Source organism: Rothia nasimurium (genome assembly GCF_035916755.1).
Taxonomy (GTDB): Bacteria; Actinomycetota; Actinomycetes; order Actinomycetales; family Micrococcaceae; genus Rothia.
Genome location: NZ_JAYWIX010000003.1, coordinates 209,751 through 233,417, shown reverse-complemented (window position 1 = coordinate 233,417; position 23,667 = coordinate 209,751). Strand labels below are relative to the sequence as shown.

Sequence of the window (23,667 nt, the reverse complement as noted above, 5' to 3'; positions counted from 1 at the left end):
CTCAACCGCGCAAACCCGGCGGCTCCTGGCCTATATACGTTATTCTTAATAGCTGATTCTTAAATTTGTTAGCGGGCCCCTCTAAGCCCGCGACGCCCATCCAGCCACGAAAGTAGTGCACAGCCCGTGTTTAATTCACTCTCAGACCGGTTGACAGCAACCTTCAAAAACCTGCGCGGCAAAGGCAAGCTGACTGAAGCAGACATTGACGCTACAGTTCGCGAAATCCGTCGTGCCCTGCTGGATGCCGACGTGGCCGTCCCCGTCGTCCGTGAATTTACCTCTCACATCAAGGAACGCGCCCTGGGTGCCGAGGTGTCAGAAGCCCTCAACCCCTCCCAGCAGATCGTTAAAATCGTCAACGAAGAGCTGGTCAACATTCTGGGTGGCCAGACCCGCCGTATCAACATGGCCAAGACCGGCCCCACCATCATTATGCTGGCCGGTCTGCAGGGTGCCGGTAAGACCACCCTGGCCGGTAAGCTTTCCCACTGGCTCAAGAAGCAGGGCCACACCCCCATGCTGGTGGCCTCTGACCTTCAGCGCCCCAACGCCGTCAACCAGCTCAAGGTGGTGGGTGAGCGCGCTGGCGTACCCGTCTACGCCCCGCACCCCGGCGTCACCAGTGAATTTGACGTGCCCACCGGTGACCCCGTCCAGGTCGCCCGCGACGGTGTAGCTGAAGCCCGCGCCAAGCTGCACGACGTGGTCATTGTCGATACCGCAGGCCGCCTGGGTGTCGATGCCGAGCTCATGCAGCAGGCCCGCAACATCCGTGACGCTATTGAACCTAACGAAGTTCTCTTTGTCATCGATGCCATGATTGGTCAGGATGCCGTCAACACCGCTAACGCCTTCAACGAGGGCGTCGACTTCACTGGCGTTGTGCTCTCTAAGCTGGACGGTGACGCCCGCGGTGGTGCCGCCCTGTCAGTTGCTTCGGTAACCGGCAAGCCCATCATGTTTGCCTCAACTGGTGAAAACGTCACCGACTTTGAGCAGTTCCACCCTGACCGCATGGCCAGCCGTATTCTCGACATGGGTGACGTGCTCACTCTGATTGAGCAGGCCGAGCAGACCTGGGATAAGGCCGAAGCTGACCGCATGGCCAAGAAGTTCGTTGACCAGGAAGATTTCACCTTTGAAGACTTCCTGGCCCAGATGCAGCAGATTCGTAAGATGGGGTCCATGAAGAAGCTGCTCATGATGATGCCGGGTGCAGCCCAGATTCGTCAGCAGCTGGAGAACTTTGACGAGAAGGAAATTGACCGCGTCGAGGCTATTGTTCGCTCCATGACCCCGCACGAGCGCGTGGCTCCCAAGATTATTAACGGCTCCCGCCGTGCCCGTATCGCTAAGGGTGCCGGTGTGACCGTTTCTGAGGTCAACATGCTCATGGAGCGTTTTGCCCAGGCCCAGAAGATGATGAAGAAGCTGGCTAGCGGCAATATGGCCGGTATGCCCGGTGGTATGCAGATGCCCGGTATGGCCGCTGCCGGTGGTGCTGCCCGTAAGAACAAGGGTAAGGGTAAGGGCAAGCAGAAGGCTCGTTCTGGCAACCCGGCAAAGCGTGCCCAGCAGGAGCAGGCAGCTGCAGCTAAGCAGCAGGCTGCTCTGGGTTCGGCCTTTGGGCAGCAGACCCAGGACGTTAAGCCTGAGGATCTGAACCTGCCCAAGGGTTTTGAGAAGTTCCTCAAGTAAAACCTGCTGATAGGGCGGGGGTAAGCAGGTGGCTTACCCCCGCCCTGTGGCTTTTAAGGACGCTTGGGGGCAGGGGCCAGTTCTGCTGAGAGAGTGCAAGGGCCCCTCTGCCTTTTACGCTGTGGTCTGGCGCGGTACATTGGGTGTAGTAACCGCCCGTTGAGAAGGAGCAGTACCGTGGTTGATTCTTATCTGCCTGAAGAAGAACTGAAGGCTTTTATTGAAAGTCTGCCCACCCGTCGTCTGGCGGCCGGTGCTGTGATTCGGAATGAAGCGGGGCAGATGTTGCTGGTCAAGCCCAACTATAAGGACGGCTGGACTATCCCGGGCGGTACCGTTGAGGCGGGTGAAGCTCCGCAGCCAGCCTGCTTCCGTGAGGTGGCTGAGGAAGTTGGTCTTACCCTTGAGCCGGGCCGTCTTCTGGTGATTTTCCACGGCCTGCAGATGGGTATCTGGGGTGACTCCACTTACTACATCTATGACGCCGGTGTGCTTCCTTCCCATGCGGTCATTACCCTGCAGGAAGAAGAGCTGACCGCCTATGAATGGGTAGCACCTGAAGATTTGGGTAACTACTTTGATCAGGGGCAGGCCTACCGTTTGCAGCAGGCTTTCCGTGCCCTGCAGACCGGGGCCGTGTACGAGTTTTCTAGCGATTCATCTGCACGCTAGTTACCCTTGCCTTATGTGGCCCGAGGCAGAGCTCTGCCCGTTTGATGAAGCGTTGATAAGGATTGTAAGCATATGACTGAATCACACTGTGACCCCGCCCAGCAGGGTGCCTCCTACGGGGAGGTTGTGGGTTCTGATGTGCTGTGGGTGCGTCTGCGCATTGATTGTGCCCAGCCCTGGGGGAGCTGGCGGGAGCTGGTTCCTACTCTCTACAGCGGTTCGCCTGATACTCAGCAGGGGGCGGACGCCGGTGAGCAGCTTGCCCTGCCTGCTGACGTTGAGCAGCAGGTTCGGGATCAGCTAGAGAGCATTATCGGCATGATTCGGGAGCAGGCTCAGGGAGCTGGCCAGAGCTACGAGTATACCGAGGACGACATCAAGAGTGTTGAAGAGCTCGCTGCCGACCCCGATAAGTTCGATGATCTGATTCAGCAGATTATGCAGGCAGAGCAGGGAAGCGGAGAGTTCCTGGCAGAGCCTGAAGAGGTTTCTACTGAGGTTACCGCAGAGGAGCTTCAGACAATGACCGGTGACCTCACCCCAGAGGATCTGGCCGCGGTGGAAGAGCTGAACTGGGAGATTACCCCTCAGCTAGCTGGTTATTTAGAGTCAGTGGCGACGGTGACGGCCCTTGAAACGGACGGACGCCGCGCCCAGCTCTTCGTGCTGTGCGAGCGAGTGCCGGGGCAGGCGTCCTTGCGTACTGTGCAGACCGACAGCACCGGGGTGCTGTTGCCCGGTGTGCCCCTGAGCGAGTTTCTGAATCAGCTGGACGACCTCTTCCCGGGTGCCGCTGACCTTATACCCCAAAAGCCGGGGGAGGACTACCACCTGGCGTCCTTCTCCCAGGGCACCGATTCCCTGAGTCTTGACCCGCACGGGGTGAGTGCTGCGCTGGTGGAGCTGTCGATGGCTGACCTTGCCACCTACATGCAGCCTGAGCTCATGGCCGGTGAGGTTGAGGCGGCACCTGCCGATAAGGGTTGGTCGCTGCTTACTGCCGACCCCCGCACCCTGGCCAATCTGCTTGAAGCCATGAACGTGCCCTCGATTGTGGCTGAGCAGACCCTCTTTGGTCAGAACCTGACCTTCGTGCTCCCTGCCGATTCCACCGGCCCCGAAACCGGTAGCGTCACCGACTGGGTCAACCAGGTCATGGGCACTCCCGACTCGGGTCTGGTAGGCACCGTGCTGACTTTTAGCTGGTCACCCCTAACAAAAATCGGCTCTGCCCTTGAACGGGTCTCCAGCGAAGTGGGTAACCTGGTCTGGAGTCTGCCGGGCTTACTCCCGGCACCGTTCAGGGAACTAGCCGCCCGTGAGCAGCTCGAACAGCTCATCTGGCTCTACGGGCTCGATGAGCAAACCGCTAATCGCCTGACCAACTACGTGCTGGACTGCGAAAGCTCCGACGGACTGGAATCCACAATCCATGCCCTCGAACTACCCGAAGAATTACTGAAGGTGCTCACCGGGGCTGTGCACCTTGATGAGTTCGCGGGCTACCGAAAATTCGCCCCCGATATGAATGGGCTGGAGCGCTTCAAGGAGAGCGTCACCGCCTACCCCAACGGCACCGATACACTCAGCACCGTGAGCCGGGAAATTAGGGAACGCCCTTGGCTTCTCACAGCGGATGCCACTGCCCAGCTCGGTGCCTCCGGCGCCCTGGCCCTGTGGGCAGCCCGACGCGTAGCGCAGGGTCGTTCACCCCGCGCGGCCCTCATCGCAGCAGCCACCCTCGGGGCTACCGGCGCAGCCGAACTAGTCATCGCACGTGTCTACCGCCGCCTGCAGGCAGCCGAGAAACTGTCCACGGTCGAACACCACCAGGTGAGACCCCTCTCGCTGACCGAAGAGCTCCGCGCCCAGGCCCAGCAACAGGCGGAAGAGACCTCCGAGCCGCAGGCCCCCAAGGTCGTCCGCAACGCCCAGAAGCTCGGCCGCCAGGCAGGGCAGCTTGTCCGGCAACAGCTGGGGGCATTTCTTCGGCGCTCGTGACTAGGAGCCTGGCTCCCTCCGCCTCGCGGGGGAGCCGCCAGCGCCCTGGTCTTGATACAGTGGGCAGGTGAACACAGCCACACGTTTTTCCTTCTCACATATAGACCCGGACTGGGAGCGCCCCACCCCGCCAGCGGCGTCCTTGCGCCGGGATGTGCTGGTCTGGCTCGTGGTGCTTGCCGCAACCCTGCTACTGAACACCGCCTACCACTCCGCGGGTTTTCTGGGGGATGACGCCCAGCAGATTCACCATTCCTACTGGGCCGCAGCTGCGATGACGCTGCCGCTTATTTTCCGCCGAGTCTACCCGCTGAGCATGATGCTCCTGGCCACCGCGCTCTTCTTTGCTCTGAGCTATGTGTCTGAAATAGCGTCCGCTACCCTGAGTTACCAACTCTGCTACTTTACGGTGCTCTTTGCCGGCATCGCCTGGGGTAAAAACCGCACGATGACCTGGATTGTCTATGCCCTGGTCTGCACTGCCGCCCTCATCTGGATTGTGCTTGCCTGGGTCGTGACCGACTCGGCCTACAGTATGGCGGGCGTTGAAGAGTACTCCGGGGGCCCTTTCAGCCAGGCAACGGCCGGCTACGTGATGTCTTTCGTAACAAATTTTTTCTACTACGGGTGCGCCGCCCTGATGGGGCGCACAGCCTGGAACCAGGCCTACCAGCGGACCGTCCTTGCGGCCCAGGCCCAGCAGCTAGAGCGGCAGGCTGAGCAGATGGCCCAGGACGCCGTGACCCGCGACCGCCTGCGTATCGCCAGGGAACTCCACGACTCGGTAGGCCACCACGTCTCGTCCATGGGGATCCAGGCGGCAGCAGCCCGCCGGGCCCTGAACAAGAAACCTGAACTGGCAGCAGAGCCCCTGGCCAACATCGAAAAGCTGGCCCGCTCGTCGGTCTCTGAAATGAAGAACCTGATTCGAGTCATGCGGGCAGCAGGGGAGGCTGAGCACGGTGGTGGCTCGGCGAAAGAACCCCAGGTCGCTGAAATTTTTGACTTGGTTGAGCACATGAGCTCGGTTGGCGTCCAGACCCGACTGCAGGTAGGGGAACAAGACCTTGCCCGGCTGACCCACCTTCACCAGGGAAGCCAGCTGTCCATCTACCGTATGGCCCAAGAAGCCCTGACCAACGTGCGCAAACATTCAGCTGCCCAGAATGCGGTGCTGGCCCTGCGTACCGGCGGCAGCCCCGGTGCCCACTGGGCTGAATTAGAGGTCACCGATGACGGCCCTGCCACCGGCCCAGAGCGGGGAGAAGGCCAAGAATACATACCCGATTCCAGCCGCCACGGCTACGGTCTGCAGGGCATCCGGGAACGAGCTGCAGCCCTGGGCGGTACCTGCTGGGCCGGACGTCGCCGCGGCGCCCCCGGCTGGAAGGTACAGGTACGTTTCCCCATAGATATTGACGAAACCCACGACACCCACGCCTCTAGGAGCACCTCATGACCCTCAAAGTACTGTTAGCTGACGACCAAGACATGGTGCGTTCCGGCTTCGCCCTCATTCTCTCGATGGCGGACGACATCGAGGTGGTCGGCCAGGCCCGCAACGGGGCCGAGGCCCTTGACCTTGCCGTAGCCACCCGCCCCGATGTGGTGCTCATGGACGTTCAAATGCCCGTGATGGACGGAATCACCGCCACCGCCGCCTTGACCGAGCAGCTGCCGGGCACGTCCGTCCTAATCCTCACCACCTTCGACCGCGAGGACTACCTCTTCTCATCCCTGCAGGCCGGGGCCAGCGGCTTTCTGCTTAAAACCTCGGATGCCGATGAGCTGGTTGAAGCTATCCGTAAGGTCGCCGGCGGCCTAGCCCTGCTCTCACCCGAGATGACCCTGCCGCTCATTGCCCGTTTTGTGGAGCAGACCAAGGGGCAGGATGCCGCAGCGCAGGCAGGTAGCTTAGGGGCAGGCAAGAGCGGGGGAATATGCTCCGCCCAGGACCTGAGTCCTGAGGACGCCTTCGCCCTGAGCACACTTACCCCCAGAGAGAAAGAAACCCTAGAGCTCCTTGCCCAGGGCCTTACCAACGCAGAAATCGCAGAAAAACTCTTCCTCGGGGCGGCAACCATCAAGACCCACGTCTCTAATATCCTGGCCAAGACCCACAGCCGTGACCGGGTCGGTGCCGTTATCTTCGCCCACCGGGTAGGGCTAGCCTAGATTCTCAACCTAGCTTCTCAGCGCCCGCCCACAATCTCCCCCGCCCGGCTCCACCCGGTGGGGGAGTCGTTATGTTCACAGCCTTCCTAGACTTGAAGTACAAGCTACCCGAAGGAAGTGCCCCATGACTGACCGAACCATAGAAGTGCATGACCTCACCAAGGTCTACGGCAGCGGCCCTGGTGCCACTACCGCCGTAGAAAATGTGAGTTTTACCGTTGAGCCGGGCTCCATGACCGGCTTCCTCGGCGCTAACGGCGCGGGTAAAACCACCACCATGCGCATGATCATGGGCCTGCTCGAACCCACCGAAGGGCAGGTACTCTACGGCGGCCGTCCCATCACCGCCGCAGACCGTGCGGGTTTTGGCTACATGCCCGAAGAACGCGGCCTCTACCCCAAGCAGGCTATCCTTGCCCAGCTCATCTACCTGGGCCAGCTACGCGGTATGAGCGCCAGCACCGCCCGCACTATCGCTACCGACCATCTCACCGAACTGGGTCTGGGGGAGCGCCTGAACGACAAGCTCGAATCCCTCTCCCTCGGCAACCAGCAACGGGTGCAAATCGTAGCCTCTATCCTGCACCAGCCCACCGCCCTGATTCTTGACGAACCCTTCTCCGGCCTTGACCCTAAAGCCGTAGACACCATGGTCTCCATGATGCGCGAGCTCATGCGTAACAGGGTCCCCATCCTTTTTTCATCTCATCAGCTCGACCTGGTTGACCGTCTCTGCGACCGCGTCGTTATTCTGCACGGCGGAACCGTCCGCGCCAGCGGTAGCGCCACCGAACTGCGCGAATCAGGCGCCCCCCGCTACCTCTACCGGGGCGGGGCTGACGCCGCCTGGCTCCGCGACCTGGCCGGGGTCAACGTCCTCGATGTCTCCGGTACCGACGCGGTCCTCGAAATCGCAGACGGGGCCGACCTGGCCAGCGTCCGCCACCAGATCCTGAGCGCAGGACTTCACCATGACATGCACGAGTTCTCCCGCCAGCTCCCCACCCTCGGCGACATCTACCGAAAGGTCACCGGCCAATGAACACCGCACCCACCCGCCCCAGCACCGCCCCCAAAAACACCTGGCAAATCGTTGCCACCCGCGAAATCATAGTCAAGCTGCGCGACAAATCCTTCATCGGCGGAACCATCTTCTCCCTCGTCATCATCCTGGCCGCAATCCTCATCCCTTACTTTATGAGCTCGGGGTCAACCGACTACACCGTAGCCACCAGCGACGACCGAGCGACCTCCCTGGTCGCTTCCGCTGAAGCCAGCAGCGACGAGAACACCAGCTATACCGCCACCCAGGTCGACAGCACGGACGCTGCCCGCACCCTCGTTGCCGACGGGGACGCGGACGCCTACCTCGCCCCCACAGACCAGGGCTGGGAACTTGTCTTTGACTCTTCCCCCGACAACAGCCTGGTCACTGAACTGGGCGCCGTTATCACCTCCACCGTTACAGCCGAAAACGCAGCTGCCGCAGGTGTTGATCTCGAAGCCCTGGCCGCGGGCACCCAGGTGAGCACCAGCGTCCTCTCCGGTAACAGCAATGCAGGGCTGGCCTTCCTTATCGCCATGGTCTTCGCCATGATTTTCTACATGACCACCTTGCTCTTCGGCATAGCCATCGCCAACTCCGTGGTCGAAGAAAAACAAAACCGCATTGTCGAAATCATCGCCACCGCCATACCGCTTAGCCAGCTGCTGGCGGGCAAAATCGTGGGCAACATCGTGCTCGCCATCCTGCAGGTAGCCATCTACGCAGTCGCCGGCCTCATAGGCATGCAAATCACCGGAAGCGCCTCAGAATTCGGCTGGATTCTACCCTCGGCCGGCTGGTTCGCCCTCTTCTACATCGTCGGTTTTGCAGCCATCGCCACCATCTGGGCCGCCGTCGGCGCCATGGCAGCCCGCACCGAAGACATCGCCAACCTCTCCAACCCCATCACCATGGTGCTCATCGCCGCCCTCTTCGCCGGTATCTACGTCTCAGGAACCTGGCTCAAGATTGTCTCCTTTGTGCCTGTCCTATCTTCAATCGCCATGCCCCGCCGCCTGCTCGCCGAAGACGTAGCCCTCTGGGAACCCCTACTCGCCCTCGCCCTCACCCTGGCAGTAGCAGCCCTCCTCACCCGGCTCGGCGCCCGCATCTACCGCAACAACATCATGCGCGGCGGAACCTCGGTGAGCTGGAAGCAGGCGCTGAGGAGATAGGTTTGATGTGGGAGGGGCGGTAGGCTTCTCCAGCGCCTGAGCTCGCGCACGCTGCCGACCCTCTCACCCGGTTCGCTTGCGCTCACTAGGTGATTCACGCCAGCCCCGAGCCAGCAGCTTCGCCGCGAGCTCTATGCGCTGGAGTAGCCTGGGTCAGCTTGCTCACAACACGCTCACTCCATAGAGCGTAACCCTAGATTAAGCGGGGCCAAGCTGGCATACTTGACGGGTACTCGATTTTTACCGGCCCCTCTCATCCGGGAGAAATTGTGTCCGCAGAGGTCTTGACGAAGCCCGCCCCACGAGCTGATGCCTGACCTCGAACAGTTATAGAAAACAGGAGAAACCACTACAGTGGCTGTTAAAATTCGTCTGAAGCGTTTCGGTAAAATCCGCGATCCCCGCTACCGTGTTGTAGTAGCTGACTCACGCACCAAGCGTGACGGTAAGGCTATCGAGGAAATCGGCATTTACCACCCGACCGAGAACCCCTCACGCATCGAGATCAACTCAGAGCGTGCCCAGTACTGGCTGTCAGTTGGCGCCCAGCCCACCGAGCAGGTAGCTGCTCTGCTGAAGCTGACCGGTGACTTGGCTGCTGCCAAGGGCGAAAAGGCTGAGTCAACCGTAAAGCCCGTTGACACTAAGCCCGAGTTCGTTGTTCCCGAAAAGGGTTCCGTCATCCTTCCCGAGGCAATCACCCCCAAGGGCGAGGACAAGGCTGAAGAAGCTCCCGCAGAAGAGGCTGCTGAAGAAGCAGCTTCTGAGGAAGCAGCTGAGTAATCATGTTGGCTGACGCTCTCGAACACCTCGTTCGGGGTATCGTCGACAACCCAGACGACGTCCAGGTCCGCGCCAAAACTGGCCGCCGGGGCGAAACCCTGGAGGTTCGCGTGAACCCTGATGACCTTGGCCGTGTTATTGGCCGCTCCGGCCGCACTGCCAAGAGCATCCGCACCGTGGTCAATGCCATCAACGATGGCGACCACGTGCGCGTAGACGTCATCGACACCGACCGACGACGCTAACTGAATACTTCTCAAGAAGCCCCTACCGCTTATCAGCTGTAGGGGCTTTCTTGTGCCTACCCACCGGCGTCCGCAAAACCCGGTAAAGTTAGAACCCAAACCCCACACCACCTTTACCCCCAAGGAGATACGCGTGCAGGTACAGGTCGCCCGCATCGGCAAACCCCACGGCATCCGCGGCGAAGTCACCGTCCAACTCTTCACCGACGCCCCCGAAGAACGCTTCGCCCCAGGGGCCGTACTCGATATCGAAAACTTCAACCCCGCAAGCCCCGCAGGCGCCATCGCCCCCGCAGGTACCCTCACCGTCAAAAAATCCCGCTGGAACAAAAAAATCCTGGTCGTAGCTTTCGAAGAAGTCACCAACCGCAACCAGGCCGAAGAACTCCGCGACACCCGCCTCACCTTCGATTCCTCCGCAGAAACCGACACCGATGGTGACGATGAAGGCTACTACGAGCACGAACTGCTCGACCTGCCCGTCTACCTGGCCGCCGACATCAAGGACGGCTACCTTCCCGAAGAACCCGTCGCCATCGTCACCGGCCTGCAGACCATGCCCACCCAGGACCTACTGATTCTCGAAAACACCGCAGATGGCCAAGAGATCATGATCCCCTTCGTCGAAGAACTCATCCCCGCTATCGACACCGAAGAAGGCTACATCATCATCAACCCGCCCGCCGGCCTGCTCGAACTCAACAGCGACGGTGAAGAAGCAGAAGCTGAGACCGAGAGTGAGCACAACTAACGCTCATGCGCTTTGATGTCATCACCATCTTCCCCGAATACCTGGCCCCGCTAGAGCTCTCCCTCATGGGCAAAGCCCGCGAATCGGGCAAGGTTGATTTGCACCTGACCAACCTGCGTGACTTCGCCTTCGACCGGCACAAAACCGTTGACGATACCCCCTACGGCGGGGGAGCAGGCATGGTCATGAAACCCGAGCCCTGGGGCCTTGCCCTGGACCAGGCACTTGCCGCCTCACCTGCGTCCGCACGGGCGGACGGGGGCAAACCCCTGCTGATCGTGCCCTCACCAGCGGGCACCGTCTTCAACCAGCAGCTGGCCTACGATTTGGCAGAAGAAGAGCACATCGTGTTCGCTCCGGCCCGCTACGAAGGCATTGACGAGCGTGTGCTGGACTGGGCTGAGCAGGAGTTTCGGGTGCTGCCGGTATCAATTGGCGACTATGTGCTCTACGGGGGAGAGATTGCTGTGATGGTCATGATTGAGGCCATTACCCGCCTGATTCCCGGTGCTATGGGCAACCCCGAGTCCCTGGCCGAAGAGTCCCACACCGGCGGGCTGCTGGAGTACCCGGTCTACACCAAGCCCGCTACCTGGCGTGATCAGCAGGTGCCGCCCGTCCTGCTCTCTGGCAATCACGGGGCTATTGCCCGCTGGCGCCGCGATGAGCAGATCAAGCGCACCTTTGCCCGCCGCCCCGATATGGTCAAGGCCTACCCCGCAGAGAACTGGGATAAGAAGGACCGCAAGCTCCTGCAGGAGCTGCACACCGAGCAGAAAGCTGCCAAAAAAAGCTGAGCGCGAGGCCGAGCTTTCAAGCGAAGGCTAGTAAAGTAGGTAAGCTCACATTTAACTTCAGGACGCCCGCCGCCGCACCTCTGGTGCAGGCGGGTTTTCTGTGGGATAATTTTTCTTTGTGTTCATGCTGGGCACGCCCCTGCCGCAGGGGGAAGAGCGACCTATAACAGCGTGAACCACCGGCCCTGACCGTTCAGGGTACGGTGAGAAAAGAATTTATCGTAGACAGCATCGGTCTAGCATCGCCTGGTAGCCCTAGACACTGCCTGCGACATACACCGAATATGTTTGACCTGCGGCAGAGATATTCACGGAGAAACTCAATGCAGACTCTTGACTTCATTGATAACAAGTCACTTCGCACCGACATCCCCGAGTTCGGCCCCGGCGACACCCTGAACGTACACGTCAACATTGTTGAAGGTAACCGCAGCCGTGTCCAGGTCTTCAAGGGCTTCGTTGTTGGCCGTCAGGGCGCTGGCGTCCGCGAAACATTCACCGTCCGCAAGGTTTCCTTCGGTGTTGGTGTAGAGCGTACCTTCCCCGTACACTCTCCCGTCATCGAAAAGATCGAGGTTGTCACCCGCGGTGATGTCCGCCGTGCAAAGCTCTACTACATGCGCGACCGCCACGGTAAGGCTGCTCGCATCCGCGAGAAGCGCGAAGCCTAAGCCATTTAGGTTTCATCAGATTTATGGAGACTGGCGTAAACGCCGACTCTTCTGAGGCAAGGCGCCAACCCTTTCTACAGGGCTGGCGCCTTGTTGCTGTTGCCGCAGCCCTGGCCTTCACCCTGCTCCTGGTGGTTCGTTCCTTCTTCATTGATGTGTTCTACATACCTTCAAGTTCCATGGAACCCACCTACGAACCGGGCGACCGTATTCTAGTCTCAAAACTAACTACCGAGCCGAAGCGCGGCGATGTGGTCGTTTTTGACGGTACCGGCTCCTTTGCCCCCTATGTGCCCGGCAGCTCCTGGGTGCGTGAGCCCATCACCACCGCAGGCCAGTGGCTGGGGCTGGTGGGGTCAGAGACGGTCTACATCAAGCGCGTTATTGGGGTGGCAGGCGATAGCGTGGAGTGCTGCGATGCCCAGGGCTATCTTCTGGTGAACGGGCAGCGCTCTGAAGAGCCCTATCTTTACCCCGGCGACAGCGCTAGCGAGGTGCACTTTAGCGTGCAGGTGCCTGAGGGACGTATCTGGGTCATGGGCGATTACCGGTCGGCTTCTGTTGATTCCAGGTCCCTGCTGGGGGCACCTGGCGGGGGTATGATTCGCACCGATAAGATAATTGGCACCCCGGTTTTTATTGCCTGGCCAGCCCACCGCTTTGGCCAAGCTCCCAGCTAAAACCACTAAACTATCCTCTAAACACGTTCATAGCAGAAGGGTGCGGGCTCATGGAGCAGCAGAAGAACTCAGACAGCATCGAGGCAGCGGCACAGGAGGCCACCACAGCCTCGACTGACAAGCCCCGCGGCGGTAAGCGCCGCCGCGAAAACAGCGCGGTCAAAGAGTACGCCCTGATTATCCTCTATGCGGTGCTCATCGCCTTCCTGCTGAAAACTTTTGTGGTTCGCGGGTTTTACATTCCTTCTAGCTCCATGGAAGATACCCTGCAGATTAACGATCGCGTTTTTGTGAACGTGGCAGGTGGACTCTTCACCGAAGCCGAGCGCGGCGACATCGTGGTCTTCAAAGACACCCAGGGCTGGATGCCGGTCTCTACCAACTCTAACCCCGTACGCGATGCCCTAGCCTTTGTGGGAGTGATGCCCGATAGCTCATCAAACTACCTGGTCAAGCGTGTGATTGGGGTGGGTGGTGACCACATCGTGGGGACCGCTGATGGTCGTATCACCGTCAACGGCGTAGAAATTGACGAGACCTACCTCAAGCCCGGTGTAAGCCCCACCGAGCTTCCCTTCGATGTGATTGTTCCCCAGAACTCCTACTTCGTCATGGGCGATAACCGCTCTAACTCTGCTGACTCCCGTTACCATATTCAGACCGGCACCGAGTTCATCAACGACGCCGATGTCGTGGGGGAAGTCTTCGTGGTTGCCTGGCCCCTGTCTAACTTCACATTCGTCGGTGGGGCCAGCGATGTCTTTGCCGACCTAACCGATACCGAGTAAGACCGTGCCCGCTAAAGAACCAGCGTCCGCTGACTTGAGCGTCGAAACTCAGCTTTTTGCAGCGGGCAAGACCCTGGTGGCTGGTATGGATGAGGTGGGGCGCGGTCCGCTGGCTGGGCCGGTTACCGTTGGGGTTGCCGTGATTGATGCGAGCGCCCAGCTCAGCATTGAGGGGCTCATCGATTCAAAGGCTCTGACCGAGAAAAAGCGGGTGGCCATGGTTCCGCAGGTGAAGCAGTGGGCCGTGACCGCAGTGGGGCACGCCAGCCCGGCTGAAATCGATGCTCTGGGTATCACCATGTCCCTGCGTTTAGCGGGCCAGCGGGCTCTTGCCCAGGTGGCTCGGGCTGGGGCCTACCCTGACGCCGTCCTCTTGGATGGCAAGCATAACTGGCTTTCTGCTCCCGAGGCTGACCTTTTTGCAGACCTTGATCCGGCAACCGCCCTCTACTGTGGGCTGGTGGCTGAAGCCTGGGCAGGTCTAGCGGGTGAGTCAGGTGGCTGGTTCGGGCCGGTGCAGATGGAGATTAAGGGGGACTACCGCTGTGCCTCTATCGCGGCAGCTTCGGTGGTGGCTAAGGTGGAGCGCGATACCCTCATGGACGAGTTGGACGCCTGCTACCCTGGCTACGGCTGGGCGAAAAATAAGGGTTACGGGTCGGCTGCCCACCGCACCGCGATAGAAACGATGGGGCCCACCCCCTTACATCGGTTGAGCTGGTCGTTGCCGGCTACCGAGGCACAAATCCAGCAGGCTATGGTGGAACGAGAGAAGGAAGAAGTATGAGCCAAGAGGATCTTGAGAGCTACGAGTCAGGTGCCCAGCTAGCCCTGTATGAAGAGTACAAGAATGTAGCTGAGCTCTTTACCTATATCGTTGAGACCGACCGCCGTTTTTACCTGGCCAACCAGGTACAGGTGACCCCGCGAACTGCTGACGGGTCTCTGTATTTTGAGGTTGAGATGCAGGACGTGTGGGTGTGGGATATTTTCCGCCAGTCTCGGTTTGTCAAAAACGTGAAGGTGTATTCGGTGCATGATGTAAACGTTGAAGAACGCGCTGCCGCTGAAGACCTGGTCGTGCCGACCATGAGTGATTTCGACCCCGGTTCGGCTTAAAAACTACTTTGCGTGTGAGCCCGCCTTCTTCCCGCGAGGGAAGGGGCGGGTTTTTCGTCTATAGGAGGTAGAGGGGCGTGGACGCCCGGTGCAGCTGGCTGGGGATAAGGACGCGCGGGACGTCATAGTTGGGTCATGGCTGTACCGTTTATGGGCGTGCAGATGCGAGCTATCTGGTGCTGACCTGGTGGTATAGGGAAAAGGCGAAATCCACAGCCAGCACAGAGCTAGGTAGAACCAGATCCGGCAGGTCATGATGGGGCTAACCCAGATACATAAAGGAGGCCCCATGAACCCCGCATTACAACTATCCTCGCCTCATGCGTCCTTGCGGCCCAAAGAGGTGGGGCGCTGGGGTGAAGATATTGCCCTGGCCGTCTTAGAACGGCAAGGCTATACCCTCTTGGCTCGTAACTGGCGGCCCGCACGAACTGAAGAGCGGCCGCGGTGGAGCGGTGAACTTGATTTGATTATGCGCGATAGCGACCAGACCCTGGTCTTTATCGAGGTTAAAACCCGTTCTGGTGCAGGCTATGGGCACCCGCTTGAATCTATTACTGCCCGGAAGTGCCAGATGCTACGACACCTGGCCTACGCCTGGTTGGCAGAAAACCGGGCTCCCTATACCACTATGAGAGTAGACGCTATTGCCCTGTGCGGGAGTCCCACGGATTTCACTTTTGAGCATCGGCAGGCGGTGGTGTAGCCGTGGCCTTCGCACGAACCTATTCGGTTGCCCTGGTGGGCGTTACCGGTTATCTCGTTGAAGTAGAAGCCGATATCTCATCTGCCCTACCCGGCTTCGTGCTGCTCGGGCTGCCCGATAGCTCTTTGAACGAGGCCAAAGACCGGGTTCGGTCTGCCGCGAAGAATTCCGGGCTGCCCCTGCCACCCCAGAAACTCACCATCAACCTCACCCCGCCTACCCTTCCCAAACGCGGCTCGGCATTTGATGTGGCCATGTTGGTTGCAGCCCAGCAGGCGGCGGGGCAGCTAGGTTCATCAGGTCGCACGGTCTTTCTGGGCGAAGTCGGTCTTGACGGGAGCGTTCGACAGGTTCCCGGAGTGCTACCTGCTGTCAAAGCGGCCCGCGATGCCGGGTATGAGCGGGTAGTTGTACCCGGGGGTAATGCCCAAGAAGCAGCCCTGATAGAGGGGGTTGAAGTGACCGGGGTCAGCTGTCTCGCTGAAGTGTTTGAACTCCTGGGTTGCCCCGAACCAGAAAAACTCAAACGACCAGCTCTGGTGGGGAGCCAGAAGACCGTTACGGAGCCCAGCAGCCCGCAGCAGAGCGCTGATATGGCAGATGTTGCCGGGCAGACCGAGGGGCGCTTAGCCCTTGAAATAGCAGCTGCAGGGGGCCATCACCTGTTGCTGACCGGTCCGCCCGGTTCTGGCAAGACCATGCTGGCAGAACGCCTCCCCGGTATTCTTCCTCCGCTCACGCCACAAGAAGCGCTGGATGTCACCGCGGTGCACTCGCTCTGTCGTTCGGGTGAACCTCTCACCGAACTGATGACCAGGCCGCCCTTCGAAGCGCCCCACCATACTGCCAGCGCACCTGCGATTATGGGAGGCGGTGCCGGACTGCCCAAGCCAGGGTGCATCTCAAAGGCGCACCGGGGCGTCCTTTTTCTCGATGAAGCTCCGGAATTTAAGCGCAGCGTTTTAGATTCTCTGCGCCAGCCCCTCGAAAGCGGCGAAGTCATTATTAGCCGCTCAGCTGCTTCAGCCCGGTACCCGGCTAGATTCCAACTCGTACTAGCTGCCAACCCCTGCCCCTGCGGTTATAACGTGGGTCGGGGCCTAGACTGCACCTGTACTAGCCGTGAGCGAAGGTCCTACTTCAATCGGCTATCGGGGCCCCTGCTCGACCGTATTGATCTTCATATCAGCGTCCCTAAAGTAACGGCCGCCGACCTCGCTACCAGCGGCACCAACGAAAGTTCAGACGAGATTCGTTATCGGGTCAGCCAAGCCCGCAAAGCCCAGGCGGAAAGACTGAGCCCGCTGGGCGTGACCACAAACGCTGAGACCAACGGCAAGATTCTGCGAGGCCCTCTCAAGCTCTCAGCCCAACTGACCTCGTCCCTCTCCACCGCCCTGGATCACGGTACCCTCACAGCCCGCGGCTATGACCGAGTGCTACGGACTGCCTGGACCTTAGCCGATTTAGATGGAGTCACCAGCCCCAGTCGAGATCACCTTGACCTCGCTCTCTACTTCCGCAACCACGCCACTGAAAGCTACCAGACATGACACATCACGACCCCCACCACGATATTCGTAGAGCCCGTACCGAGATCCTGCGCATTACCGACCCCGAGGACGTCGCCACCTACACCTTGCTTCGGCTAGTGGGGCCGGTTCGTGCCGCAGACTACCTCACCGGCCGCCAGGAGCTCACTCCGCATCTTCTAGCCCGACACCTTGAGGAAGCAGGAGCACAGGATGTCTCTGCGGCACCTGCCCTCGCTAGTGCAATCGGTGAACGGACGCAGCGGTGGAAGAGCAGGCGGGCAGGTATCAGCGTCCAACAGGACATGGCTTTAGCCCGGGCCAGCGGTAGCTGGCTGTGTATACCCGAAGACCCAGACTGGCCACAGGCATTGAATGACCTCGCAGAAAAAACTCCGGTCGGCCTCTGGGGCAGGGGAGACCGCCAGCTACTGGCCCAGCTCACCACCGAAAAGAGTTATGCGGTAGTGGGGTCCCGCGATGTCAGCTCCTACGGCAACTCAGCAACCAGCCACCTTGCCGGTGAACTGGCAAACCGGGGCTATACGGTGGTCTCAGGCGGAGCCTTTGGTGTAGATACCACTGCCCATCGAGCTGCCCTCGCTACCGCGACCTTTTCCCTGCCCACGGTAGCGTTGATGGCAGGAGGTCTTGACCGTCTTTACCCCAAGCCCAATGAACGCCTGCTGCACGAGATTATTGAACGGGGCCTGCTGCTGAGCGAGGTTCCCCTGGGGCAGAACCCCACCCGCTACAGGTTCCTCCAACGTAACCGGCTCATCGCCGCTCTTACCGGGGCCAGCATAGTTGTTGAAGCCCGCTGGCGCAGTGGCGCGCTCAATACCGCCCATCATGCCCTAGAACTGGGACGCCCCGTCTATGCTGTACCCGGCCCTATCTTTTCACCGACCTCAGAAGGCTGCCACCGTCTGATTCGAGACGGTTTAGCCCAGCTTGTGACCGATGCCCGCCAGATTCTTGACGACAGAACCTCGGAGATAGATGCAGAACAAACCAGCCTATTTGCAGCTCCCTCTGCCCACCAGCAGCTCCTGGATTCGCTCACCGAAACTCAAAGACGGGTGTGGGATGTACTGCCCCTCCACACTCCTGCTACCGTTGAACAGCTCAGTGCTGACCATGCGCTACCTGCCCGAACCGCCATGATTGCCCTATCCCAACTCAACCGACTCAACCTCGCAGAGCAGGAAGGCACTGGATGGCGAAAAACTAAACCACCGGCGGAAAGCTCCGGGGGATAGAATGAAGACCTGAGCTCAGCCACCGGTAGAAAGGAACGGTACGGTGCACCCTGCAGACCAGCTACCCACCACCCTCAAAATCGGGGCCTCCACGGTCGATGAAGACCGAGAGTTCGTACGAGCCCTTGAAGCCTTTGAACGCTACCTCACCTACGAGCTCCACCGCTCACCCCAAACAATTCGGGCCTATGTTTCCGATCTCACTGATTTCTTTGCCCACGCTCGCCGGCACGGCACCACCCACCTCTCTCACATCACCCTTGACGTCATTCGAGACTGGCTAGCCTACCATCACCGCAAACAGGCTGCCCGGAGCTCTATGGCCCGGCGGACCTCGTCCTTGCGGACTTTCTTCACTTGGGCGGAGGAAGAAGAACTCATCCAAGCCAACCCGGCACTCAAACTCACTACCCCCAAGAAGAGCAACCACCTGCCCTCGGTACTCAGCGAAGCCCAGATGCAGGCGCTCACCACAACCCTGACAGCAGCTCTGGAGCAGGCCCCGCGAGATGCCCGGCTCCTGCGTCTTCAAGCGGTGGTGGAGCTACTCTACGCCAGCGGGTTGCGCATCTCAGAACTCACCGGTCTAGACCTAGCAAGCATTGACCGTAAACAGCGAACCCTGCGCGTGTTGGGTAAGGGCAATAAAGAGCGGGTCGTGCCCTTCGGGGCCCAGGCTATGCAGGCCCTCAACCGGTGGGTTGTGGCAGGACGCCCGCAGTGGCTTCCCGAGACAGAGACAGCTAAAAGCGCCCCGGCTCAACACGCCCTCTTCATCGGCCCCCAGGGGAAACGCGCCAATCCCCGGCAGATTCGCCAAGACCTCACCACCCTCCTGGGTACCTTGGACGACACCGAAGCCACAGGCGCCCACGTCTTCCGCCATACAGCAGCAACCCACATGGTCGATGGGGGAGCAGACATCAGAGCCGTCCAAGAGTTTCTCGGGCACAGTTCTTTAGCAACCACCCAGGTCTACACCCACGTCTCGGTAGATCGTCTTGCCCAGGCCTATAGCAGGGCTCACCCTCGGGCCTAAGGTAAGGCAGAAGGTATAGGATGGGAAGACCATGTTTTCACCAGCAGAAAAGACCGGCCAGCCCGTCCCCCTTCCACCAGAGACTATCGGCAACCCTACCGGTGGTTTTATCTTTCTGCTGGCTATCCCCTCAGCCCTCACAAGCCACGTTACCTGGGCTCTTGAAAATCTCACTGCCTACCGGCTGACCCCCACCTGGCAAGCCCAGCCCCAGAAACCGGGCTACCACCGTGCAGATATCAGCTGGCAGGGCAACAGCGGGGGAGCAGCCCTCATCGCCTCCACCCTGCGGCACTTCAAGGGCAGCTATTTTGAGGTCACCGAGCGCCGCACCGCAACCTCCGACGCCTTACGCATCATGCACACCCCAGAACTCGGCATCTGTACCCTACCGATAGACCTACAGGGCAACTTCACCGTGACCGAAGACCGCATCCGCTATGCCTTCGAAAAGGCAGCCGGCAATTTCGATGAACTCTACCGGCAGTTCTCTGCCGCTGTTGGCCAGCCCTGGGACGACGAACTTGAGCCCCTGCGTCCTAACGCCTCATCGACCAGCGCTACCGTCAGGCTCCGGGCCTAAGGCAAGAGCACCAGCCCCAGAGCACAGCAAAGGGCCCTTCTGCCCGAACCAGAGTTCGCACAGAAAGGCCCTTTCTCACAGGCTAGACCAGCACGGTGCTAGTTGCTGACGCTACGGAAAGCCGCTACAGCGTTGTGGCCACCAAAGCCAAAGGAGTTCGAGACAGCAACAATCTCACCGGCAGGAAGGTCCCGAGCCTCCGTAACAACGTCGAGGTCAATCTCGGGGTCCTTATTCTCCAGGTTAATGGTGCAGGGAGCTTTACGGTGGTAAATCGCAAGAACAGTCAGCACAGCCTCAAGAGCACCGGCACCGCCGAGCAGGTGACCGGTCATTGACTTGGTTGCAGATACAGCTACCTTGCCGGTGTGCTCCCCGAAGACCTCACGCAGAGCCAGGGACTCGGGGATATCACCCACGGGAGTAGAGGTTGCGTGCGCATTGACGTGCACTACCTGCTCGGGAGAAATACCGCCATCGGTCAGAGCCTCCTGCAGGGCGCGGGTAGCACCCAGAGCAGCCGGGTCGGGAGCGGTGATATGGTGGGCGTCCGCTGAGACACCGGTGCCAGCCAGCTCCGCGTAGATACGGGCACCACGGGCCAGCGCGTGCTCCTCAGATTCGAGAATCAGCGCAGCACCGCCCTCACCCATCACAAAACCGTCGCGGCCGGTGTCGTAGGGGCGGGAAGCACCAGCAGGGTCATCGTTGCGGGTCGACAGGGCCTGCATCTTCGCAAAAGCGCCAATCGTCATGGGGTGAATCGCGGCCTCAGAACCACCGGCAATCACCACATCGGCCTTACCCGAGCGAATCAGCATCAGGCCCAGCTCCAAAGCCTCGGTCGACGAAGCACAGGCGGACACCACGGTCTGCGCAGCGCCACGGGCCTTCAGGTTCATAGAAACCGCAGCAGCATTTGAGTTGGGCATCAGCATGGGAACCGTCATGGGCAGCATACGGCGCGGGCCCTTCTCACGCAGAGTATCCCAGGCATCAAGCAGAGTCCACACACCACCGATACCGGTACCAAAAGCAACAGCGGTCCGCCGCGAATCACACTCTTCGGCAGTCTCAGCATCAGGGCCGCTAAAACCGGCGTCCTCCCAGGCCTCGCGCGCAGCAACCAAAGCCAGCTGGCCCGAGGGGTCCAGGCGCTTAGCCTCAACCTTGGTCAGACGGCCCGACTCAACAGCGTCTACAGCCACACGGCCAGCAATCGAAACCGGCAGGTCGAATTCCTCAACCCAGGGCTCTTCAATAGTGGTGATGCCTGAGACACCTGCAAGCGCATTTTCCCAGGTCGTCGGAACATCCCCACCGATGGGGGTGGTGGCGCCGAGGCCGGTGACCACAACTTTACGAGTCATGCTTGATTCCTTCGAATACAGTCTTGGGTTGGGGGTAAAGAATAAAAAGCAGGTTGGGCACGATAAGACCGTGCCCAACCTGGTCAACGCGACTTAGGCGTTAGCGATGAAGTTAACAGCGTCGCCGACGGTCTTCAGGTTCTTGACCTCTTCGTCGGGAATGGTAACGCCGAACTTTTCCTCAGCGTTCACAACGATGGTCATCATTGAGATGGAGTCGATGTCCAGGTCTTCGGTGAAGGACTTCTCGAGCTGGACGTCCTCAACCTCTACACCGGTCTCTTCGTTCACGATTTCTGCAAGACCTGCGAGGATTTCGTTCTGATCTGCCATGATGGCTCCTTCGTCTTAGTATGAGTGGCGTGGGGCCACAGTTGTAACTCACCGCGCAGGGGCGCGCAGCGGTTGAGGGTTAAGCGGGCAGAACCCGCTTTAGCTTCCAAAATTGAGTGTAGCCCCTAGCCTGCACAAAGCTAAGCTGTGACGCCACCTAATTTTTGAAATAAATCTAACATTTTGTCAAAATACGGTGCGGACGCCCGCTCCGCCGACGCTGCTCAGAGCAGGTTAGGGGAACACAACAACCTGAGCCGCGTAGGCCAGACCCGCACCGAAACCAATCTGCAGGGCAAACTTGCCAGAGAGGTCGGGGTTGTCCTGGAGCAGCTGGTGGGCAGCAAGCGGAACCGAAGCAGCAGAGGTGTTACCTGCACACTCGATATCGCGGGCCACCACAACGCTCTCGGGCAGCTTCAGGGTTTTCACCATCTGGTCGATAATGCGCATGTTGGCCTGGTGAGTCACCAGCGCCCCCAGGTCATCTGCGGTAATACCGGCAGCATCGAGAGCCTTCTGCGCGACCTTAGCCATCTCCCACACAGCCCAACGGAAGACCGCCTGACCGTCCTGACGCAGGGTCGGCCACAGCTTCTCGCCCTCCTGTACCGGGTTAGCCACAAAATCACGGTTGCGGATATCAAGCATGGAATGGGTCATGCCCACAGCGTCCCAGCGCTCGCCGTCCGAACCCCAGATAGTGGGGCCAATTCCGGGCTCATCGGAAGCACCTACGACTGCCGCACCAGCACCGTCACCGAGCAGGAAGGAAATAGTACGTTCGGTGCTATCGATGAAGTCTGAGAGCTTTTCAACGCCGATGACCAGAACCTTCTGGGCGGTGCCGGAGCGCACCAGGGCGTCCGCCTGGGCAATGCCGTAGCAGAAGCCTGCACAGGCTGCCGAAATATCGTAAGCGGGCGCCTTGGACCCCACAGCTTCAGCTACCAGGGTTGCGAGGGCGGGGGTTGCGTAGGGGTGGGAGATGGTGGCGACGATGACGGCGTCCAGCTCTTCACCCTGCACACCTGAGGCGGCCAGGGCGTCCTGTGCAGCTCCTACTGCAAGGTCTGTTACAGAAATCTTTTCTGAAGCACGGTGGCGGGTCTTAATACCGGTGCGCTGAACAATCCATTCATCTGAGGAATCAATCGGGCCGGCAATATCATCGTTAGTGACGATCAGGTCGGGGCGGGCAGCACCGTAGCCCAGAATACGGGAGTAGCGGTTGGGCTCAACCTGCTTGAGAGTAGGCATCGTGAAGTCCTTTCGGGAAAACTTTAGGCCTGGAGAGCCTGGGCTAGGGCGGCAAGGTCATCGGGGGTGTTGATGGCGGACGCTGGTGTGCCGCGCATACCGCGCTTGGCCAGACCCACGAGGGTACCGGCGGGAGCAACCTCAACCAAGCGGGTAACTTCCCGCTCCGCGAGGGTTGCCATGCACAAATCCCAGCGGACGGGGCGGGTCACCTGGGCAACCAGCGATTCAAGGGCCGCTGTCCCCGAGGCAACAGGCTGGCCGTCGAAGTTTGAGAGCAGCTCAGCAGTCGGTTCTGCGGGGGAGAGGCCTGCCGCAAAGTCTGCCAGGGGCCCCTGGGCTGCTGCCATGTAGTCGGTATGGAAGGCACCAGCTACCTTCAGCGGAATCACGCGGCTTCTGGCGGGCGGGTTTTCGGCGAAAGCTGCAAGAGCATCGAGGGAACCAGCGGCTACAATCTGCCCGCCGCCGTTCGAGTTAGCGGCAGTGAGGTTGGCTTCGGCGATAGCGGCGCGGACGGCGTCCTCAACTCCACCGAGAACGGCGGCCATGCCGGTGGGAGTAGCGGCAGCTGCCTGAGCCATGCCGTCGGCTCGCACCTTGATAAAACGCATAGCGTCCTCTTCGGTGAGCACACCGGCTAGGGCTGCAGCGGTAATTTCACCTACCGAGTGACCGGCAAAAACCAGCTTCTGACCCTCCAGCGCCTTCTGGGCTAGGCGACCGGTAACAAGACCAGCTGCCACAATCAGAGGCTGGGCAATAGTGGTGTCCTTGATGGTTTCCTCATCGGCCTCGGTGCCGTAATGAACCAGGTCAAGCTCTGCAGCCTCAGAGAGACGCTCGAGGTGGGGGCGTACCCCGTCGATGTCTAACCAGTTTGAGAGGAACCCGGGCTTCTGCGACCCCTGGCCGGGGCACACCAGTGCTATCACGCGTAACCGCCTTGAAAATAGAGTGTGAGACCTAGAACTTGAAA

General features: G+C 60.1%; 25 protein-coding genes. 21 read left to right on the top strand and 4 right to left on the bottom strand.

The genetic code is table 11. From position 1 onward, the window contains the following. The first annotated feature begins 126 nt into the window (after positions 1-126). The 21 genes from ffh (at position 127) to VSX42_RS04680 (ending at position 19,725) form a co-directional block, all read left to right on the top strand. Positions 127-1,701: a signal recognition particle protein gene (gene ffh, locus VSX42_RS04780; protein ID WP_237194151.1), complete on the top strand. Its 1,575-nt coding sequence runs from the start codon at positions 127-129 to the stop codon at positions 1,699-1,701. Between the two features lie 177 nt (positions 1,702-1,878). After that, positions 1,879-2,373 (top strand): NUDIX hydrolase, encoded by a 495-nt coding sequence (locus tag VSX42_RS04775; protein WP_326503202.1) that lies wholly within the window; start codon positions 1,879-1,881, stop codon positions 2,371-2,373. Positions 2,374-2,445: 72 nt separating this feature from the next. Continuing rightward, entirely contained in the window at positions 2,446-4,374 is a 1,929-nt protein-coding gene (locus tag VSX42_RS04770; protein WP_326503201.1) for a hypothetical protein, read from the top strand. A 67-nt stretch (positions 4,375-4,441) separates the two neighbouring features. Then, the gene (locus tag VSX42_RS04765; protein WP_326503200.1) at positions 4,442-5,833 is read left to right on the top strand and encodes a sensor histidine kinase; all 1,392 of its coding nucleotides are present in this window, start codon (positions 4,442-4,444) and stop codon (positions 5,831-5,833) included. After that, complete coding sequence (locus tag VSX42_RS04760; RefSeq protein ID WP_326503199.1) at positions 5,830-6,549, top strand: response regulator transcription factor; 720 nt, start codon at positions 5,830-5,832, stop codon at positions 6,547-6,549. The genes VSX42_RS04765 and VSX42_RS04760 overlap by 4 nt, the downstream gene beginning before the upstream one ends. A gap of 124 nt (positions 6,550-6,673) precedes the next feature. Further along, a complete protein-coding gene (locus VSX42_RS04755; protein WP_326503198.1) occupies positions 6,674-7,591 on the top strand; it encodes an ATP-binding cassette domain-containing protein in 918 nt (305 codons plus the stop codon). Beyond that, entirely contained in the window at positions 7,588-8,769 is a 1,182-nt protein-coding gene (locus VSX42_RS04750) for an ABC transporter permease (RefSeq protein ID WP_326503197.1), read from the top strand. Before VSX42_RS04755 ends, VSX42_RS04750 begins: the two co-directional genes overlap by 4 nt. A 354-nt stretch (positions 8,770-9,123) precedes the next feature. Beyond that, the gene (rpsP, locus tag VSX42_RS04745) at positions 9,124-9,552 is read left to right on the top strand and encodes a 30S ribosomal protein S16 (protein ID WP_326503196.1); all 429 of its coding nucleotides are present in this window, start codon (positions 9,124-9,126) and stop codon (positions 9,550-9,552) included. Positions 9,553-9,554: 2 nt separating this feature from the next. Continuing rightward, positions 9,555-9,797: an RNA-binding protein gene (locus tag VSX42_RS04740; RefSeq protein WP_135011094.1), complete on the top strand. Its 243-nt coding sequence runs from the start codon at positions 9,555-9,557 to the stop codon at positions 9,795-9,797. 133 nt (positions 9,798-9,930) lie between these two features. Next, the gene (rimM, locus tag VSX42_RS04735; RefSeq protein ID WP_326503195.1) at positions 9,931-10,548 is read left to right on the top strand and encodes a ribosome maturation factor RimM; all 618 of its coding nucleotides are present in this window, start codon (positions 9,931-9,933) and stop codon (positions 10,546-10,548) included. A gap of 5 nt (positions 10,549-10,553) precedes the next feature. Beyond that, a complete protein-coding gene (gene trmD / locus VSX42_RS04730) occupies positions 10,554-11,345 on the top strand; it encodes a tRNA (guanosine(37)-N1)-methyltransferase TrmD (protein ID WP_326503194.1) in 792 nt (263 codons plus the stop codon). Between the two features lie 323 nt (positions 11,346-11,668). Further along, positions 11,669-12,016: a 50S ribosomal protein L19 gene (rplS, locus tag VSX42_RS04725; protein ID WP_135011098.1), complete on the top strand. Its 348-nt coding sequence runs from the start codon at positions 11,669-11,671 to the stop codon at positions 12,014-12,016. A gap of 23 nt (positions 12,017-12,039) precedes the next feature. Continuing rightward, positions 12,040-12,696 (top strand): signal peptidase I, encoded by a 657-nt coding sequence (lepB, locus tag VSX42_RS04720; protein ID WP_326503193.1) that lies wholly within the window; start codon positions 12,040-12,042, stop codon positions 12,694-12,696. 50 nt (positions 12,697-12,746) lie between these two features. Then, positions 12,747-13,484: a signal peptidase I gene (gene lepB / locus VSX42_RS04715; protein WP_326503192.1), complete on the top strand. Its 738-nt coding sequence runs from the start codon at positions 12,747-12,749 to the stop codon at positions 13,482-13,484. Between the two features lie 4 nt (positions 13,485-13,488). After that, positions 13,489-14,271, top strand: a complete 783-nt coding sequence (locus VSX42_RS04710; protein ID WP_326503191.1) for a ribonuclease HII — start codon at positions 13,489-13,491, stop codon at positions 14,269-14,271. Beyond that, a complete protein-coding gene (locus VSX42_RS04705) occupies positions 14,268-14,603 on the top strand; it encodes a DUF2469 family protein (RefSeq protein ID WP_326503190.1) in 336 nt (111 codons plus the stop codon). The genes VSX42_RS04710 and VSX42_RS04705 overlap by 4 nt, the downstream gene beginning before the upstream one ends. Positions 14,604-14,892: 289 nt before the next feature. Then, entirely contained in the window at positions 14,893-15,309 is a 417-nt protein-coding gene (locus tag VSX42_RS04700) for a YraN family protein (protein ID WP_326503189.1), read from the top strand. Positions 15,310-15,311: 2 nt separating this feature from the next. Next, entirely contained in the window at positions 15,312-16,862 is a 1,551-nt protein-coding gene (locus tag VSX42_RS04695; protein WP_326503188.1) for a YifB family Mg chelatase-like AAA ATPase, read from the top strand. After that, positions 16,859-18,103: a DNA-processing protein DprA gene (dprA, locus tag VSX42_RS04690; RefSeq protein ID WP_326503187.1), complete on the top strand. Its 1,245-nt coding sequence runs from the start codon at positions 16,859-16,861 to the stop codon at positions 18,101-18,103. Before VSX42_RS04695 ends, dprA begins: the two co-directional genes overlap by 4 nt. Before the next feature lie 43 nt (positions 18,104-18,146). Next, complete coding sequence (locus tag VSX42_RS04685) at positions 18,147-19,142, top strand: tyrosine recombinase XerC (protein WP_326503186.1); 996 nt, start codon at positions 18,147-18,149, stop codon at positions 19,140-19,142. Between the two features lie 31 nt (positions 19,143-19,173). Next, entirely contained in the window at positions 19,174-19,725 is a 552-nt protein-coding gene (locus VSX42_RS04680; RefSeq protein ID WP_326503185.1) for a DUF3145 family protein, read from the top strand. 98 nt (positions 19,726-19,823) lie between these two features. On the opposite strand, the gene fabF is transcribed toward VSX42_RS04680, so the two are convergent. The 4 genes from fabF to VSX42_RS04660 form a co-directional block, all read right to left on the bottom strand. Then, the gene (fabF, locus tag VSX42_RS04675) at positions 19,824-21,095 is read right to left on the bottom strand and encodes a beta-ketoacyl-ACP synthase II (RefSeq protein ID WP_326503184.1); all 1,272 of its coding nucleotides are present in this window, start codon (positions 21,093-21,095) and stop codon (positions 19,824-19,826) included. A gap of 93 nt (positions 21,096-21,188) precedes the next feature. Continuing rightward, positions 21,189-21,428 carry an acyl carrier protein gene (locus tag VSX42_RS04670; RefSeq protein WP_185174557.1) on the bottom strand — a complete coding sequence of 80 codons (240 nt, stop codon included), beginning with the start codon at positions 21,426-21,428 and terminating at the stop codon, positions 21,189-21,191. A 234-nt stretch (positions 21,429-21,662) separates the two neighbouring features. After that, positions 21,663-22,688 (bottom strand): beta-ketoacyl-ACP synthase III, encoded by a 1,026-nt coding sequence (locus VSX42_RS04665; RefSeq protein ID WP_326503183.1) that lies wholly within the window; start codon positions 22,686-22,688, stop codon positions 21,663-21,665. A 23-nt stretch (positions 22,689-22,711) separates the two neighbouring features. After that, on the bottom strand, positions 22,712-23,623 hold the full coding sequence (locus VSX42_RS04660; protein WP_326503182.1) for an ACP S-malonyltransferase: 912 nt from the start codon (positions 23,621-23,623) through the stop codon (positions 22,712-22,714). Positions 23,624-23,667 lie beyond the last annotated feature (44 nt).